We start from the raw sequence: 16,349 nt of genomic DNA on the forward strand, positions 1-16,349 counted from the left end.
AAAAGGCCTCAGAAGAGGCCTTTGTCAAATGCATTTAAATGCCTGTGTTTAGAAATCTACGTTGATACGACCGTAGAAGAAACGTCCAGGAATTTCATACATTGAAGGATCGAAGCTGTTTGCAAATGTAGTGTATGAAACTTCAGGATCTGCATCCCATAAGTTGTTAACACCAAATGTCAAACGAAGGTTCTCTGTTACTGAGTAACCTACTGAAGCATCATGGTAAGCCATCGCTTCAAGTTCATTGAAGCTTTCTTTAGACTCAAGGCTTCCATCTTCAGCAAACACGCTTACGCCTGGATCACTACACAATGTATCTTCTAGGTAGTTACCTGCATCATCAGTATCGTCATCGAATGAACACTCTTCTGTAGTTGCGCCAATGAAGCGAACTAGGTAGTTAGCAGTCCAATCTTCGTATGCCCATGTAACAGACAAGTTAGTACGGATACGAGGAATAACGTCACGGTCAAATGCTTTACCAGCATCGTTTTCTGCAATTGATTCACCAGTTACAGGGTCAACGAAGATACTAGTACGGTCGTCTACATAAGTACCGTCCCAGTTTACTCGGAAATCACCGTATTCAGTATCGAAGTTATAAGCTACGTTATAATCGAAACCAGAAGTCGTTTGACCACCAAGGTTAACAAGGCCGTTGAACAACTCAGTCACAACACCGCCGCTGTTACGTTCGATTAGTGAACAGAACGTAGTTCCAGTAGTTGCACAAGCATCTAGGATACGTTGAGCACCAACAGTTGATACTGCGTTATCCACTTCAATATCGAATACGTCAAATGTGATTGACAGACCTTCAACTTGAGCAGGTGAGTATACGAAACCGTATGTAAAGCTTTCTGCTTCTTCAGGTGCTAAATCTGCATTACCACCAACCGTTGTTCTGATTTGTGGGTTAGGTTGCTCGTAAGCAGCAGGGATACCGGCACAGCCTGGGCTGTTAGCATTTGCAGCTTCACCGCCATTACATGGATCGATTAGCGTTGCGAAACTATCGCTGTTACCTAGGAACAATTCAGATAGCGAAGGAGCACGGAATGCTTCAGACCAAGTACCACGAACTAAGACGTCTTCATTGATGCGCCATTTCAAACCAACTTTTGAGTTTGTAGTGTCGCCGAAGTTGCTGTAGTCAGAGTAACGAGTAGCAAGTTCTAAATCTAATTGCTCAACAAACTCAACATCTGAGATAAGAGGGATAGCAACTTCTAAGTAAACTTCTTCAACACTGAATGAACCAGAAGTAGGTTGACGAGAGTTACCAGAAGTAATACCAGCTGCAATTAGTGCATCAGGTTGGTCGTAACCTGACTGCCAGCGTTTTTCATAACCAGCAGCAAATGCAACATAACCAGCAGGTAATTCAAAAACTTCACCAGAGATATTTGCTGAGTAGCTTTCTAACGTAGAGTTAGCTGCATCTTGTGCAGTGAACTGAATGTAATCAAGCATTTCTTGCGTGATAGTACCTTCACCGATAGCAGTAGCACCACCGAAGAAGTTTAATGGTACACAACCATCAGTAGCAGCACAGGTATCAACGTCACCTAGGGCTAGTGCTACGCGGTCCATGTTAAGAAGACCGTCAGTTAGCGTATTCTGAGTAATGTCTGCATACGTGTAGGTTGCATCCCAGTAGTACTCGTGATCGCCTAGTTCAATAACACCTTCAAAGCCACCATTGAATTGGAACTGATCAACGTTTTGAGCAAATTCACGGTAACCCGCTTCCATCATACGACGGCCAGCGAAGAACAAGCTGTTCGCTTCACCGAAACCAGCAGCATCTGTTAAATCAAGACCTGTTGGGTTGTATGGGTTATTTGCAGCAATTGTTACTCCAGATGTACCTGCAGCGTTACCGATAAATAACGGTGTTGGAGCAAGAAGCTGTGAAGAACGTCTGTTGCCGTAGAAACCAGTTACATTAACAGAAACGTTGTCTGTTAGTTCGTAACGACCTTGTGAGTAAAGGTTAATACGTTCTTGAGGTGTAGAAAGGTAGTTAAGAGGAGCAAAGTTAAATGCACTGCTACCAGTCCAAGGAATTAATCCACCTTGACCATCGTTTTGAACGTTGAATGATGTTGCTTCATCATCGAAATACCAAAAACGACCATTCGGTGTACCTGATGAACCGCCGTAGCCTGTAGGAGCGCCAAACACTGGTACTGCAGAAATCTCACGATCGCCTGCGAATGTTGGCTCTTCTTCTACGTAACTTACATTGAAGTATACGTTACCTCTATCGTTAGCAACACCGAAACCGATATCCCAAGATTCTTTGTTACCGTCGCCTTCATCGTATTGACCAAGGTAGCCAGAAGCGTGAACGCCTTCGAAATCTTGACGAGTGATGATGTTAACAACACCTGCAACAGCATCTGAACCATATACCGCTGAAGCACCATCTTTAAGTACTTCAATACGCTCGATGATAGACGAAGGAATGTTGTTAAGGTCAACAGAGCCAGTAAGGCCTGGAGCCCAACGTTTACCGTTTACAAGAACAAGAGTACGGTTTGAACCGATACCACGAATGTTAATAGTAGTTGTACCATTACCACCGTTGTTGTTGTTGGTATTGATTGCTGAACCAGCAGATGGGATAGCTTGAAGTACATCACCGATTGAAGTGATACCGAATTTTTCGATATCAACACGGGTCATAACCGTTACTGGGTTAGCACCTTCAATGTCTGTACGACGGATACGAGAACCAGTTACTTCGATTTTTTCAACAGAATCGGCTGCTTCTTCGGCTTCTTGTGCAGCAACTGCACCAGAAAAACTTATCGTCGACACCGCGCCGAACGCGCAGGCCAACCTAACTGACTTAGCCAGCTTAGAATTTGTAAACATGTGTTGTCTCCCTGGACCACTAAAGCTCGTTTAGTGTGTATTTCTAAAATCGTTTATAACGAATTATTATTAGTAAGGTCAAAGCCTCACTAAGATAATAAACACAACATGAGTAAACGGTCAACTGAGATCGGGAGTGTAATAATTAAAAGTTCAATTTTTTTCGGATATTTTTCCTTTTTTTGTAAATGTTTACTTACAATTTACGTAAATATTACAACTAAAGTCTTGGGGTGGTTACTTTTTAACCTACGCAAGTTAAATTGCCAAGGAAGTGCGATAAGTTGCACTTCCTTGGCCTTGGCACTAGATCTTAAAACGTGTAATTCACACTAAAGCGAACATAACGTGGAGTTTGCCATGCAGTAGGCGTTCCGTAGTTAGGATCTACATCTGGATTCAATGGATCTGCAGATGACTCGTCATCATAGATTTCATAAACCTCAGTCACTTTATCGTTGTTTAACACATTGAAAATATCAGCACGTACAACCAATGTTTGGTCATCGCCAATATCGATATTGTAAGATGCTGAAACATCAATTGAGTAGTAGCTACTTGTGCGGCCGCGCGAGCCACGTGGCGCGAGTTCACCACCAGCATAAAACGATTCTGAATCATAAGCTTGCGCAAACTCATCCGTCGGATGGAAACCAAACGCATTAACTGGCTTACCTGTCCAGAATTGCAAGTTAGCACCTAACGTTAAATCTTCAGTAACTGCATACGCGCCGTACATTTTAACTTGATGACGACGATCGTTAGGAAGGTCGCCATATGCGCCGTCTAATAATCCGGGTTGGTCAAACAAAGTTGTTAAACCAGCATCGTCCTGTCCGTTATCAGAACGAACATACCCTTCGTTATTACCCCAGTTATGCGACCACGTATAGGCGGCATTGAACATCCAAACGCCGTCCCACGCGCGTTGGAAGGTGAAATCAACCGCAGCATATTTACGAACTGAATCTGGGTAGCCCAAGTCTTCTGCTGAAAGGTCCATAAATACTAAATCGCCGTTAGTACCTGGTAGTTCAGTGGTGCCAATACGCATGTCTACATTAGGGTTAGTTAGTACGTATTGGTGGAAACCAGTCCAGATATCAGATACATCGCCGTAACCATTAGCGGCGGCCCATTCAATCACAGCTGCGTCAATTGCAACATCTTCAACAGTAGTCGCCAATTCACGATATGTACCTTGAATTGCCATGCTCCACTCGTCGTTCAACTGGAATTGGTAACCAGCAATAAATTCATCTGAATACATTGCATCAATGTTTTGATCGACTAACTCGTCAGGAGATTTTGCTTCACCATTTGCAAAAATATCATCAGGTTGAGTTTTATCACCCGTGAGATTGGGTATAAACAAAGATTCATCGGCATAACCGTCGAACTCATAATATTCTTGCGTATAGGTTTCTGCACCGGCTAAACGAATGTTCGTGTTGGCTGCAACTGGAAGGTAGTAACGCCCAAAACTTGCCCATGCTTTCGTTTCACCATCGCCACGAACGTCCCAAACAGCACCTAAACGAAGTGCCCAAAGATTGTCAAGTTTTACGAAGGTTTCGCCATCAGCATTGAAGTTTTCAAAAGAGTCGTTTCGAATACCCGCATTAATTACTAAGTTATCCGTTACCTGCCATTGATCCTGTACGTAGAATGCAATATTTTCTGAATCAAATTCACCACCAACTTCATAATCTCTGTGACGAACTTGGTATATTTCTTCGTTAGCCAAATCGTCATCATTTACATAGTAAAGATAATATGCGCCACCTGAGTTGATGGTATAACTACTTGCTGTTAAGTTTTCGTAGTCATAACCAAAGCGCACTGAATGATCGCCTATGTACCAGTCTGCATCAATACGGAACACTTCGCGTTTATCATCGCCTTGTTCAACCGTAAAATTCGCCCAAGTACTTGTTGGAACAAATGCATTCGTGCTGTCGTAGGTAAAGTAAGCAACGGGGTTAGCATCTAACTCACTTCGCACGGTACGATCTTGTTTGTTTACACCGTATTGCGCAGAAATAGAGAAGTCGTCATTGATAATACTTGTCCATTTAGCCGTATAGTTCAGACCACCTTCGTCTTCATATCCAATTCTTGAGTCAGTGCTGAAAACTCCGTCGGTTGAATCGAAAGTTTCAATTTCTGTGGAGCGTTCATCAGAAAACGCTGTAACTTCAAGTATATTGTTTTCAGTAACGTACCAATCAACTTTCGCTACCCAAAAAGCATCTTCATCGGTTTCGGTAACGCCATTTTGAAGCAGTCCGTCACCTGTTAGTGATTGCTCATTTACAAATTTATCTTCCACAGAGCGTGGATTAAACAACGCATAGAAGAATAATTTGTCTTCAATTAACGCTCCACTTGCCCAAACGTTGGCATCCCAAGATTCAGTCTCATCACTTCTGTTATCAATACGGTAAGTGCCGTCAGTCGTTCTTACGTAAGAATTCTTCTGCTCACGTAGTGCATCAGGCTCCCAGTAAACGTTTACGCCCGCTTTAAATTCGTTACTACCGCTCTTAGTTTTAGCGTTTATAACACCGCCGGTTACACGGCCGTATTCCGCTGAGTAACCACCGGTTTTAACTTCAAAGGTTTCATACATGTCGAACGGTGGCTCACTTGAACCAACACCTGTTCTGAAGTTAGTAATGTTTAGACCGTTGATGTAGTAACCGTTTTCACCAACTGATGCACCACCAATTGAAGGGAGATCACCAAACGCTGAGTCACCTTGGGTTGTGCCTGGTGCTAATAATGCAACTGACGTTAAATTACGAGGAACAGGAACTCTATCAAGGGTAACAGTGTCTACAACGATACCAGTACTAGAACTTGTTACATCTACCATGGCAATTGTTGAACCAGTTACTTCGATTCGTTCAACATCGTCACCGGCAAGTTTCATGTTTAAGTTAGTTTTACCACTAATACCAACTTTTACAGTTTCTTGAATGGTGTTACGAAAACCGTCTTTCTCAGCAACCACATTGTAGATACCCGGTGGTAATAATGGAAAACGAAAATCGCCGTTTTCATCGGTGGTAACTGTACGAACCAGACCTGTATCAACATTAGTAATAGTTACAGTAACGCCACTAATTTCTGCACCGCTAATTTCTGCAGTATTACCTTGAATAAAACCATTTGTGTCGTTTGCAAATACTGGTGCCGAAACACCAAGACTGAGCGCTACAGCAAAAGCCGCCGCACTTCTTTTATATTGAAGCATGTATAACTCCCTGGATTTGTGTTTTCGTTAGTCTTAACTTTATTTAAAAAAACCATAAAGATAATCTAAACGATTGTTTTTTATATGGATTTTTATGAATATCCGAAAGTATAATTGACATAGACAAAGGGGGTAAAGCAAGCGCAAATGGGAATTTTTACGATGAATGGCAATGGTGTGAAGTAGGGAAATTACACGTGAACTGTTGAGTGGCTTGGTCTTGCGAGATAGTAGAAGAGTTCCCCATTTGCGACGAATTACATTCGTCGCAAATGCAGAAATGTCGCATTTTTCGTCTATTGTAAATAAAAGCCTAAGCGTCGTTTCACCGATTCAGGCAGTTCTGGAAGTGAACTTTTTGGTAAAAGGAACGTAGCCATGTTGAAAAAGTCTAAAAACACCCTGTTAGATTCCGTCGTTTTCTTCAAATAATGGTGGCCGGATGAGCCGCCCGTTCCTATTTTTGTTCCCAGCATTCGTTGTACCATCATGGCATGGCGATAACGCCACAACGTTAATTGTTCATCAATTTCTGTTAGTGCGGTAATGAGTTGGAAAGGCAGATTAAAAACGGGTTCTTCTGAATACTGCTTTATAAATAAAGCCGACAATAATGCTTCATGTGATAAGCGGAATTTACCCTGATTAAGAAGGGCTTCATACGTATCATGATTAAATAGCCCGTCAAAGTTCTCTCTGGTCGATTGCCAGTCTTTAAGCTCTTGTCGACGTTCTACTTCCGACAGAAACGCATTTTTTTCTATGGTTTCTTTGTCATCGTTAAGCATTTCATCTGTTGCATTTCGGTAGTAATCCCAAAAGTGGAAATCCTCGGTTTTAAGTAGTGGCATACGTGCCAACCACTTATCCACTAGTTCAAACAAGCTTGGTTTTTCTTCTAACGCTTCCAATAGGCTGCGATCATCATCACTTAATCGGTTATAAAAACTTTGCTTATCGAAATCGATACGATATTCCCTTTTAAGGCCTAATGAAATTTCAAGCTGTTTAAATTGGATACTTTGAAAGCCTGAGGCGGGAACCAAATAATCTCTGAATGAAAGAAACTGTTGAGGCGTCATGGTTTCCATAATACCTATTTGGTCATTCATCAGCTTTTGAATTTGTATAACACGGTGCAGCCTATGTACTACTGAAGTGAGTTGCTGATCTTTTACTGCTGCTTGATTGAATGTGTCGATAACCGCATTGAGTTCGTGCAACAGTTGCTTAAACCATAGCTCATACACTTGATGCACTACTATAAATAGCATTTCCTCATGAGCAGGTTCACCGTACTTGGTACTTTGAAGCTTTTGTGCGCCAAGTATTTTATCTAACGCTAGGTAATCACCGTAATAGCAGGGTTCTATATTTTTTTTCATGCCGATTATTCTTATCGTCGTTATGGACAGAAGGAAATTCTAACATCGCTAACTCGACATCGACAAAATACAGGCTATAAATTATCTAGGGGCGTTATTAAAAATATACACACCCATAAAAAATAACATCGCGTTAAAATTTTAATTAGGGCAAAAATATGAAGCTTGATGATGACATTCATAATTATTACGAACATCTTGTATTACAACGTGTAACAGAACTTGGGCTGGATAATACTAAAAGTCCTGATTATTTAGCTGACCTATGCTGCTTGGCACTTAACCAAGTTCCTCCACGCTACATTCGCTACGAAGTCGATATGGCATTTTATCTTCCCCAGAGTGAACGAAACCAAATGGAGATGAATGTTACATACGCTATCGACAATGCGATGAAATATTTAAACGACACAGATAAAACGTCAGTAAGCGAGAAAGCAGAGTAATGCCAAACACAGTTGTATGAGATAAAAATACGGGGGAGTAAATTGGGTGGCGGGCTCCCAGCCACATCCCGGCACATGAGTCGTCTGCTGCGGCTGCTCCCTTCCAGGCCTGACCGAGTTCACAGAGTATCATTGCGGGAGGACCAAAAGCCCACCATAGAAAGCGAATAAAATGCTAACAGGCGTCAGCAGTCTTAAGCGCGGGGCGCATTATGACTACTTGCCCGATAAGTTTCAACCCTTTAACGAAAATCTCTCTTCTGCAATGATGTTTGCCACTCGATTTGTGGCTGCTTTTTGGGCATCAGCACGGATATAAATTTCTTTCAAAGTCGTACCAATGTCTTCAATATGCTTACGCAATGCCGCATTCGAGCTCTTATCCATACGCTGATGGAAGATATCGATAACACCGCCTGCATTAATCACATAATCAGGCGCATACAAAATGCCACGTTCGACTAACATATCGCCAATCTCTTCACGTGCAAGTTGATTGTTAGCCGCGCCAGCAATAATTTTTGCCTTAATCATAGGTAGTGTTTGGTCGTTAATCGCCGCACCTAAGGCACAAGGGGCAAGCACATCAACGTCCAGCCCTAAAACTTCTTCCGGCGCTACCGCCGTAGCACCCAGTTCTGCTACGGCCTTTTCAACACCTTCAGGGAAAATATCGGCTACATAGAGTTTTGCACCCGCTGCATGCAGGTGTGACGCTAGTCGATAACCAACGTGCCCCATACCCTGAATGGCCACGCTTACGCCTTCTAAGCTGCGATTTAAACCGTGCTCCACGCTAGCTCTTAAGCCTACAAACACGCCGTAAGCGGTTGATGGTGCAGGGTTGCCGTCAGGTTGCTCGTCAGCGTAATGATATTGCGCGTTTACCCCAGCAATGTAATCAGACTGAGTCGCCATGGTTTGTAAATCGGTAACTGAAATACCTGAGTCTTCTGCGGTAAAATATTTGCCGCCCAATGAATCAACGAATTTCCCCATGGCTTCCATCATTGCCGGCGTTTTTTGTTTGCGAGGATCACCAATTATGACTGACTTACCGCCGCCTAATGCGATATTAGCCATCGCGGCTTTGTAAGTCATTCCCTTAGAAAGGCGGAGTACATCGGTAAGTGCTTCTGCACTACTTACATAGGGCCACATTCTACAACCACCCAATGCTGGGCCTAGGTTTGTGTTGTGTATGGCAATAATGGCACTTAAGCCTGCTTCTTTATCGTGATAAAAAGCGACATGCTCGTGATTATCAAACTCTATGTGATCGAAAACCGACATACTTTCCCTATTAATAATGTGATGGATTTTGCCCAAGTGTAGCCCAACAACCAGAGGACACGCCTTGCTAAGTTGATGACCGGCCCTCGTAAAGTGAAATACACAAAGTATGAATACTATTTTTCTAGGATATCTATCCTAGAATTTATTTTTCTATATAATAAACATCATAAAAACGACGGAAGCTGCGTTCAATGAAATTAGATAAATTCGATCGTGAGATTTTACGAGTACTTCAACAAGATGCCACTGTCTCTATGGCTGAGTTGAGTCAAAAGGTTGGGCTTTCCCATACCCCATGTTGGCGACGGGTAAAACGAATGGAAGCCGACGGTATTATCATCGGCAAAGTCACCCTATTAAACAGTAAAAAATTGAACCTTGGGGTGTCTGTTTTTATTTATGTCACACTTAAAAATCATGATGGCGACTCCCTTACCGATTTTGAAAATGCAGTACAAAGTATTGATGAAATTGTTGAGTGCCACACCACCAGCGGTGAGAAAGACTATTTGCTTAAAGTGATTGTGGAAAGTATTGAAGAATATGAATTTTTACTGAAAACGAAGCTTACTCATCTTCCTTTGGTTGATCATGTCAGCTCTACCTTCGCATTAAAACAAGTGAAGAACACCACTGAGCTACCCATCAAACGACAGTAGGTTTCATTGAAACCTACGCCCTGCTGCTTATCGACTGCCCTACTTTCTCACTTTATTAAAGCACGCTGTCAACTTGGTTCTCAGGCAGGGCTTTTTCAAAAGCAGGTAATGCATTGCAATTGTCTGTTATTTTTTGAATAAGCGGATATCGTGTCATATCCACATTAAAGCGATGCGCGTTATAAACCTGCGGTACCAAACACAAGTCAGCCATGGTCACATCAAAGTCAAAGCAATACTTACCCGCTTGGGTTTGTAGCCGCTTTTCAATGGCATCGAAACTCAGCGTTATCCAATGCGCCGCCCATTTGTTTACACTTTCTTGTTCGGCACTATATTCATTCTTAAGCTGATTGAGTACACGCAGGTTACTTAAAGGTTGAGTGTCACATGCAATATCCTGAGCCAGCGCCCTTACCCTTGCTCGTTCTGTCTTATGTGATGGTATTAATTGATACGGCGAGGGAAAGCGTTCATCTAAGTATTCGATAATGGCTAAAGATTGATTAAGAATGATATCTTCGTCATCGTCAACCAAAGTAGGCACTAGCTGAGCGGGGTTTAGCTGTTTATAGGGCGCGCTGTGCTGCTGACCACCTTCATTGACTAAGTGCACAGGCACGTAGTGGTACTCTACACCTTTTAAATTAAGTGCAATTCTTACTCTGTAAGACGCCGTTGAGCGCCAGTAACCGTATAAAGTTAAACTCATAAATACCCGCCGCCTTACGTGTGTGTTGTATTACTCATTATAATCATAGCGTAATTTCCAAGGAGGAGAGTACATGCTACCACTCCTTAATTTCGCTCTTTTAGATTTAGCTTAAAGGCTTAACCTGTTGCTCGATAGCACCGAAAATGCTTTGTCCTTTACTATCGAACATTTCTATCCTAATTCGATCGCCAAATTGCATAAAGGGAGTAGCTGGCTTTCCGTCCCTGATGCTTTCAATCATGCGCACTTCAGCAATACACGAGTAGCCAAGGCCACCTTCAGCAATGGCTGAGCCGTGATCAGTACCTTGTTTGTTCGATACGGTACCGGAACCAATAATGGTGCCAGCGCCTAAATTTCGACTCTTAGCTGCATGTGACACCAGCTTAGCGAAGCTAAATGTCATGTCTTCACCTGCTTGTGGTTTACCGAACAACTCACCGTTGTAGGTAGAACGAAGCGGTAAATGCACTTTTTCTTGTTCCCACGCATCCCCGAGCTCATCGGGTGTTACTGCCACGGGTGAAAAGCTAGAGGCAGGCTTTGACTGGAAGAACCCAAATCCTTTCGCCAACTCACCTGGAATTAATCCCCTTAGCGATACATCATTCACAAGCATTACCAATCTAATTCGCTCTGCCGCTTGCGCATCTGTGCAAGCCATTGGAACATCGTCGGTGACAACGGCGACCTCACCTTCAAAATCAATGCCCCATTCATCGCTGGGCAGAATAATGTCGTCACAAGGACCGATAAAGTCGTCAGATCCCCCTTGGTACATGAGTGGGTCGCTCCAAAAGCTTTCAGGAATTTCTGCGCCTCGCGCTTTTCTTACTAGCTCTACATGGTTCACATAAGCACTCCCATCAGCCCACTGATAAGCGCGCGGTAAAGGAGACTCACAGCGGGTAGCATCAAATTCGATACTTTCTATTACCCCATTGTTAAGCTGTTCGTAGCGCATCTGTAACTGCGGAGCAGTGACCTGCCAACTGTCGAGTGCTTGTTGCATTGTGTGAGCGATATCTTCTACTGAACAAGTACGCGTTAAATCTTTAGATACCAACATTAAACAGCCGTCTCGGCTATCATTCTTATATGTGGCTAGTTTCATAAATTAAATCCCTACTGTGATCAGCACTTTTGCGTATGTAACATTTATTATTCTTTATGCATCACCCGTAACAAGATGAAAAGTCATGAGCGCGTGACAAAAATTTTAACTGTAAGCTTGGTTGTACAAAAAAAGGCGGCACTTCCCTCTGAAGTACCGCCCTTATTAGCTAAGCAAGGCAACGTAAATTTAACGAAACAGTGAAACCTACATTTTTATTGATGCTTTATTAATACCGTACTCACGTAATTTATTCGCAATCGCGGTATGACTTAACCCCAACTTCCTCGCCAATTGACGCGTACTCGGATAGAAAGGATAAAGCCGTTTTAGTAAGTCTTTTTCAAATTTTTTCACTTCATCGTCTAATGTGCCTTCAAAGTTTTCATCGATAAAGGTCACACTAGGGGCACAACTAGGAAGCTGAATATCTTCTTTGGTTATTTCCTTGCCATCTAGCAATGACAACGCTCTGAACAGTGCATTTTGAAGCTGACGGACATTGCCCGGCCAAGGATATTGTTGCAAGAAATCAACGCAGGACTTACTCAATTTAGCCGGCCTACGACCCAGCTTTGTACTGTGCTGGGCAATAAATGATTCGGCTAGTGGAACAATATCGTGTCGGCGTTCTTTTAACGATGGCATCACTAAGCTCAATACATTTAAGCGATAATACAATTCTTTGCGAAAACGCCCTTCTTCTACCAATTGACCTAGGTCGCGGCAGGTAGTGCAAATAAAACGAACATCTACAGTAACAGGTTCCGCATCGCCTACTCGTCTAAATTCACCGTCTTCTAACACCCGTAGTAGTTTGGCTTGTAGCTGAGAACTCATGTCAGCAATTTCATCAAGCAGCAGTGTGCCGCCTCTTGCTTGCTCTAGCAGACCTTCTTTAGCATTAGGTTGATTAAAAGCACCTTGCGCATAACCAAATAATTCAGTTTCCGCCACGCTATCAGGTAGCGATGCACAATTTAGCGCTAAAAACGCGCCCTCACTGCGTCGACTGGATTGATGACAAGCGCGGGCAATCATTTCTTTACCCGTGCCTGTTTCACCGAAAATAAGAACCGGTGCATCAAGATCAGCAATACGTTTTGCTTCACTCACCACACGTTTCATCGCCTGAGATTCCACGACGAATCTATCAAAACTGTCAGTCGGCGATTGATGGAATACACTAAACTGTTGGCCTAACCGCATTTCTGATTTCAGAATAACCACCGCACCGGCCATAATAATGTTGTTATCACCGTCAGGCACGGTAATAGGCAACATATCAGCCACATAGTCTTGTTGGATAAACTTTACCTTGGAGGACTGAGCGCGAGGCAACTTTCCATCCATCCAACGGGTGAAGTTAAAGCCCTTCACTACTTCGCCTATTTCAATGCCTTCAACATCGTGGACGCTCTGCTCTAACCCAGAGGTTACTGCTTCATTGCACAGTAAGATATGCCCTCTCGCATCAATAGAAAACACCGGATCAGGAAGCGTGCGCAATATGGCAGAAAGCTGAGTTTTTTCTCTTTCACTTGGCATAAAATGCGTCGTTTTAACGTCAGAAATACCATCGATGCGACGAATTTTGGGCATTAGATGCTGGAAGTCTGCAAATTCAATATTGGGAAAATTAAGAAAAATTTTACCTGTTTCATCAATCTCAATACCTCTTAGATCGATTTCGTGGGTAACGAGGATATCCAACACATCTTGAGTAATACCCAGTCTGTCCTGACAACTGATTTCTAATCGCATGGGTGTGACTTCACATCTCTTGTAAACTTATATGTACACAATATCACACTTTTACAAAAAGATAACAAGTTAATTATGCCAGATTGTCTCCTTGGAAGGCTGGGTTTCTAAGCGATTCGGCGAAGTGGAAGGTGTGAAAACGTTTCCCCCCACACCGCGGCGTAACAAAATGTTAACTTATGCCTGCTTTTTAGCGTCAAATAAGGCGGGATATAGCCCAAGCCCCTTCGCTTTATTCACTAGGCTCATGATGTCCATATTGGCCAATTCAAACAGATAATCAAAGTCAGGAAGTACGTAATACAAGGGCTGCATGATATCAATTCTATAGGGTGTACGAAGGGCATCGGTGGCGGTAAGCGGCTTTCTAATAGCGTCGCTGCTATCCAGCGCATATAGCGTTTCACCTGGTGAAGACAGAATACCTCCACCATAAATCTCCAGTTTTTCTGGATTAGCTTTACTTCGAACTAACCCAAACTCAACCGTGAACCAATAAAGTCGTGCTAGATAGATTCGGTCCTCTTTGCTAGCCGCTAAGCCGAGCTTCCCATAGGTATGGGTGAAGTGCGCGAAAGCTGGATTCGTTAGCAAAGGACAATGACCGAAAACCTCATGAAAAATATCGGGCTCTTGTAGGTAATCAAATTCGTCTTTCGAGCGAATGAAGGTTGCAACAGGAAACTGTTTGTTGGCTAATAATCTAAAAAATTCGCCAAAATTGATGAGCGCAGGAACCTCGGCAGTTTTCCAGCCAGTTTTTGCCAATAATACTTTATCGATATCCGGTAGCTGAGGAATGCGATCATCAGGCAGTGCCAGTAACGACAACCCCTCCATATACTGTTCGCAGGCACGGGTTTTCAACAACGGAATTTGCCTTGCGTACAACTCTGCCCAGATTTGATTTTCTTCTTCTGACCAGTTTATAACGCCTTTATTGTCTGAGGATTTTGATTGATAAACACTAGATTTTGCCATAACTACTTTCGACATATTCAATAAATGACTTCTGCCAATTAGTCTAATGAAATGCGCGATTACGGGAAGTGTTCACCCATTCTTGCCGTGCCGCCAAGCCGTAACAACTTATTTACAAAAAAAACTAACATAATGCTTTACATACAAAAAACCGCTCTTAAAGAGGAGCGGTTTTGCATTTATCGGGGAGTCGCTAGCGAATGTGATTCAATGATACTTGACTACAATCTACTGATTTCTCGGTTAAGTTCAAATTCCCTTGAGGTCACATACGTTTCCATCTTGCGTAATCGTACTTCCGATTTCTGAAAACGATTACGAATATCGTGAAATGCCTGTTTAGGTGGTTCACCAGACTGCCAAACTTTTGTTTTCACTTCGACCTTATGACGACTATTACTTGATGTGGCCGTTGTATTTTTCCAACCCTTGCCGCGGCTTTGCTGAACAGTGGTTTGCTCCTCTGAAGCATCACCTAAAGGCTTCTTATCTAAGATGAACCAGCCCGCTATATACGCAACAAACATGAATGGACCTGCTAATAAGAAAAAGCCTGTCACCGCTAGAATTCGCACCAACCATGTCTCTAAACCAAAGTAGTGCGCTATTCCTGAACATACACCCGCTATTCTTGCGTTGTCTGTATCGCGGTATAGCTGTTTACCGTTTCTCATGCGCGATTCCTCCATTCTGGGGCTTCACTGTCTAAGATAGCCTCCAGAGTTTGAATTCTATCGCTCATTTTTTCAGCTTGTTCAGCAAGTGATTGTAATGAAGCTTGCTCTTCAACACTCAACCCTTGATTGACTTGTTTTTTGCTGCGGTAATGCAGAATTAACCAAATCGGTGCCACAAAAATCATAAAAATGACCAAGGGCATTACCAACATTGCAATGATACCTTCATCCATTGTAAATACCTCCAAAAAACCCCGATTAGCCTGCTCAGTGCCCTAGCACCAAATACCTGATGCATTGTGCAAAACGCATAGCGTAATGCACTTAGTACCTAAGCAGGCTACCTGTAATTATTATTCTGATGTTGAAGATGAGCTTGTGTCACCTTTCACTCTTGCTTTAAGCGCAGCTAGTTCTTCGTCTATCTTATCGCCTGTTTCTAATTCTGCAAATTCATCATTTAAGGTTTTCTTACCTAGGTCGTAAGCATCTACCTGCGACTCTAAATCGTCAATCTTACGCTCGTATTGTTCGAAGCGCCCCATAGCTGAATCTACTTTTGTGCTATCTAGCGTGCGTTTCACTTCTAAGCGTGAACTCGCCGTTTTCTGACGCATGATAATCGCTTTTTGACGACTCTTCGCATCAGCTAGCTTGTCTTGAAGCTGACCAATCTCATCTTGAAGCTTGCTAATTTGCTGTTCAACAACCGTTAGCTCGTTAGTTAGCGTTTCAGCAGCTTCTGCTGATTTCTTTCTTTCTTGCAGTGCTGCGCGGGCTAAATCATCACGGTCTTTGCTTAACGCAAGTTCCGCTTTCATTTGCCAATCGTTAGCGTCTGCTTCGTATTTATTAATTTGGCTTACAATTTCCTTTTTGTTCGCCAACGTTTTAGCCGATGCTGAGCGCACCTCTACCAATGTGTCTTCCATTTCCTGAATAATCAACCGGACCATTTTCTCCGGATCTTCCGCTTTATCTAAAAGCGCATTAATATTCGAATTCACAATGTCAGTGAAACGCGAGAAGATACCCATAATAATTACCTCATAGTCGAAAACTGGTTGTACCAAGATAAACGTGTAATAAGACTATTCAATATGCTTGCCAGTTTTTTGAATTACCCTAACTTGATAATTTTAAAAGATATTCGTTTGGTTTAAATAA

Annotated in this window: 13 protein-coding genes and 1 other RNA gene; 2 read left to right on the top strand and 12 right to left on the bottom strand. The window is 42.7% G+C overall.

The window, feature by feature from the left end; all coding sequences use genetic code 11:
• Positions 1-48 precede the first annotated feature (48 nt).
• The 3 genes from JKP82_RS00885 to JKP82_RS00895 form a co-directional block, all read right to left on the bottom strand.
• Entirely contained in the window at positions 49-2,886 is a 2,838-nt protein-coding gene (locus JKP82_RS00885) for a TonB-dependent receptor domain-containing protein (protein WP_159529492.1), read from the bottom strand.
• A gap of 313 nt (positions 2,887-3,199) precedes the next feature.
• Positions 3,200-6,145: a TonB-dependent receptor gene (locus tag JKP82_RS00890; protein WP_218395483.1), complete on the bottom strand. Its 2,946-nt coding sequence runs from the start codon at positions 6,143-6,145 to the stop codon at positions 3,200-3,202.
• 296 nt (positions 6,146-6,441) lie between these two features.
• Positions 6,442-7,530, bottom strand: a complete 1,089-nt coding sequence (locus JKP82_RS00895) for a tryptophan 2,3-dioxygenase family protein (protein WP_159529486.1) — start codon at positions 7,528-7,530, stop codon at positions 6,442-6,444.
• A 158-nt stretch (positions 7,531-7,688) separates the two neighbouring features.
• On the opposite strand from JKP82_RS00895, the gene JKP82_RS00900 reads away from it, so the two are divergent.
• Positions 7,689-7,976: a late competence development ComFB family protein gene (locus tag JKP82_RS00900; protein WP_057793221.1), complete on the top strand. Its 288-nt coding sequence runs from the start codon at positions 7,689-7,691 to the stop codon at positions 7,974-7,976.
• 52 nt (positions 7,977-8,028) lie between these two features.
• Here JKP82_RS00900 and ffs read toward each other — a convergent pair.
• Both ffs and JKP82_RS00910 read right to left on the bottom strand, forming a co-directional pair.
• An RNA gene (ffs, locus tag JKP82_RS00905) (signal recognition particle sRNA small type) lies at positions 8,029-8,125 on the bottom strand.
• 85 nt (positions 8,126-8,210) lie between these two features.
• Positions 8,211-9,269, bottom strand: a complete 1,059-nt coding sequence (locus JKP82_RS00910; protein WP_218395484.1) for a Glu/Leu/Phe/Val dehydrogenase dimerization domain-containing protein — start codon at positions 9,267-9,269, stop codon at positions 8,211-8,213.
• Between the two features lie 194 nt (positions 9,270-9,463).
• Between JKP82_RS00910 and JKP82_RS00915 the strand changes: the two genes are divergently transcribed.
• Positions 9,464-9,931: an Lrp/AsnC family transcriptional regulator gene (locus JKP82_RS00915; protein WP_013785046.1), complete on the top strand. Its 468-nt coding sequence runs from the start codon at positions 9,464-9,466 to the stop codon at positions 9,929-9,931.
• Positions 9,932-9,986: 55 nt separating this feature from the next.
• Here JKP82_RS00915 and maiA read toward each other — a convergent pair whose 3' ends face one another.
• The 7 genes from maiA to pspA form a co-directional block, all read right to left on the bottom strand.
• Positions 9,987-10,643 (bottom strand): maleylacetoacetate isomerase, encoded by a 657-nt coding sequence (gene maiA, locus JKP82_RS00920; RefSeq protein WP_159529446.1) that lies wholly within the window; start codon positions 10,641-10,643, stop codon positions 9,987-9,989.
• Positions 10,644-10,749: 106 nt separating this feature from the next.
• Positions 10,750-11,760: a fumarylacetoacetate hydrolase family protein gene (locus JKP82_RS00925; protein WP_218395487.1), complete on the bottom strand. Its 1,011-nt coding sequence runs from the start codon at positions 11,758-11,760 to the stop codon at positions 10,750-10,752.
• 207 nt (positions 11,761-11,967) lie between these two features.
• Positions 11,968-13,524 (bottom strand): transcriptional regulator TyrR, encoded by a 1,557-nt coding sequence (gene tyrR / locus JKP82_RS00930; RefSeq protein WP_013785049.1) that lies wholly within the window; start codon positions 13,522-13,524, stop codon positions 11,968-11,970.
• Between the two features lie 177 nt (positions 13,525-13,701).
• A complete protein-coding gene (gene phhA / locus JKP82_RS00935; protein ID WP_159534401.1) occupies positions 13,702-14,505 on the bottom strand; it encodes a phenylalanine 4-monooxygenase in 804 nt (267 codons plus the stop codon).
• Positions 14,506-14,726: 221 nt separating this feature from the next.
• The gene (gene pspC, locus JKP82_RS00940; protein WP_159529442.1) at positions 14,727-15,179 is read right to left on the bottom strand and encodes an envelope stress response membrane protein PspC; all 453 of its coding nucleotides are present in this window, start codon (positions 15,177-15,179) and stop codon (positions 14,727-14,729) included.
• Complete coding sequence (pspB, locus tag JKP82_RS00945; RefSeq protein WP_013785052.1) at positions 15,176-15,415, bottom strand: envelope stress response membrane protein PspB; 240 nt, start codon at positions 15,413-15,415, stop codon at positions 15,176-15,178. The genes pspC and pspB overlap by 4 nt, the downstream gene beginning before the upstream one ends.
• A 120-nt stretch (positions 15,416-15,535) precedes the next feature.
• Positions 15,536-16,219 (bottom strand): phage shock protein PspA, encoded by a 684-nt coding sequence (pspA, locus tag JKP82_RS00950; protein ID WP_159529440.1) that lies wholly within the window; start codon positions 16,217-16,219, stop codon positions 15,536-15,538.
• Positions 16,220-16,349 lie beyond the last annotated feature (130 nt).

The organism is Alteromonas lipotrueae (assembly GCF_019249215.1).
GTDB classification, from domain to species: domain Bacteria; phylum Pseudomonadota; class Gammaproteobacteria; order Enterobacterales; family Alteromonadaceae; genus Alteromonas; species Alteromonas lipotrueae.

Bases quoted from the DNA above. Each gene is read 5' to 3' on its own strand.
- pspC (WP_159529442.1), bottom strand. From the start codon at position 15,179: ATGAGAAACGGTAAACAGCTATACCGCGATACAGACAACGCAAGAATA.
- JKP82_RS00900 (WP_057793221.1), top strand. From the start codon at position 7,689: ATGAAGCTTGATGATGACATTCATAATTATTACGAACATCTTGTATTA.
- pspB (WP_013785052.1), bottom strand. From the start codon at position 15,415: ATGGATGAAGGTATCATTGCAATGTTGGTAATGCCCTTGGTCATTTTT.
- pspA (WP_159529440.1), bottom strand. From the start codon at position 16,219: ATGGGTATCTTCTCGCGTTTCACTGACATTGTGAATTCGAATATTAAT.
- tyrR (WP_013785049.1), bottom strand. From the start codon at position 13,524: ATGCGATTAGAAATCAGTTGTCAGGACAGACTGGGTATTACTCAAGAT.
- phhA (WP_159534401.1), bottom strand. From the start codon at position 14,505: ATGGCAAAATCTAGTGTTTATCAATCAAAATCCTCAGACAATAAAGGC.
- maiA (WP_159529446.1), bottom strand. From the start codon at position 10,643: ATGAGTTTAACTTTATACGGTTACTGGCGCTCAACGGCGTCTTACAGA.
- JKP82_RS00915 (WP_013785046.1), top strand. From the start codon at position 9,464: ATGAAATTAGATAAATTCGATCGTGAGATTTTACGAGTACTTCAACAA.
- JKP82_RS00890 (WP_218395483.1), bottom strand. From the start codon at position 6,145: ATGCTTCAATATAAAAGAAGTGCGGCGGCTTTTGCTGTAGCGCTCAGT.
- JKP82_RS00910 (WP_218395484.1), bottom strand. From the start codon at position 9,269: ATGTCGGTTTTCGATCACATAGAGTTTGATAATCACGAGCATGTCGCT.
- JKP82_RS00895 (WP_159529486.1), bottom strand. From the start codon at position 7,530: ATGAAAAAAAATATAGAACCCTGCTATTACGGTGATTACCTAGCGTTA.
- JKP82_RS00925 (WP_218395487.1), bottom strand. From the start codon at position 11,760: ATGAAACTAGCCACATATAAGAATGATAGCCGAGACGGCTGTTTAATG.
- JKP82_RS00885 (WP_159529492.1), bottom strand. From the start codon at position 2,886: ATGTTTACAAATTCTAAGCTGGCTAAGTCAGTTAGGTTGGCCTGCGCG.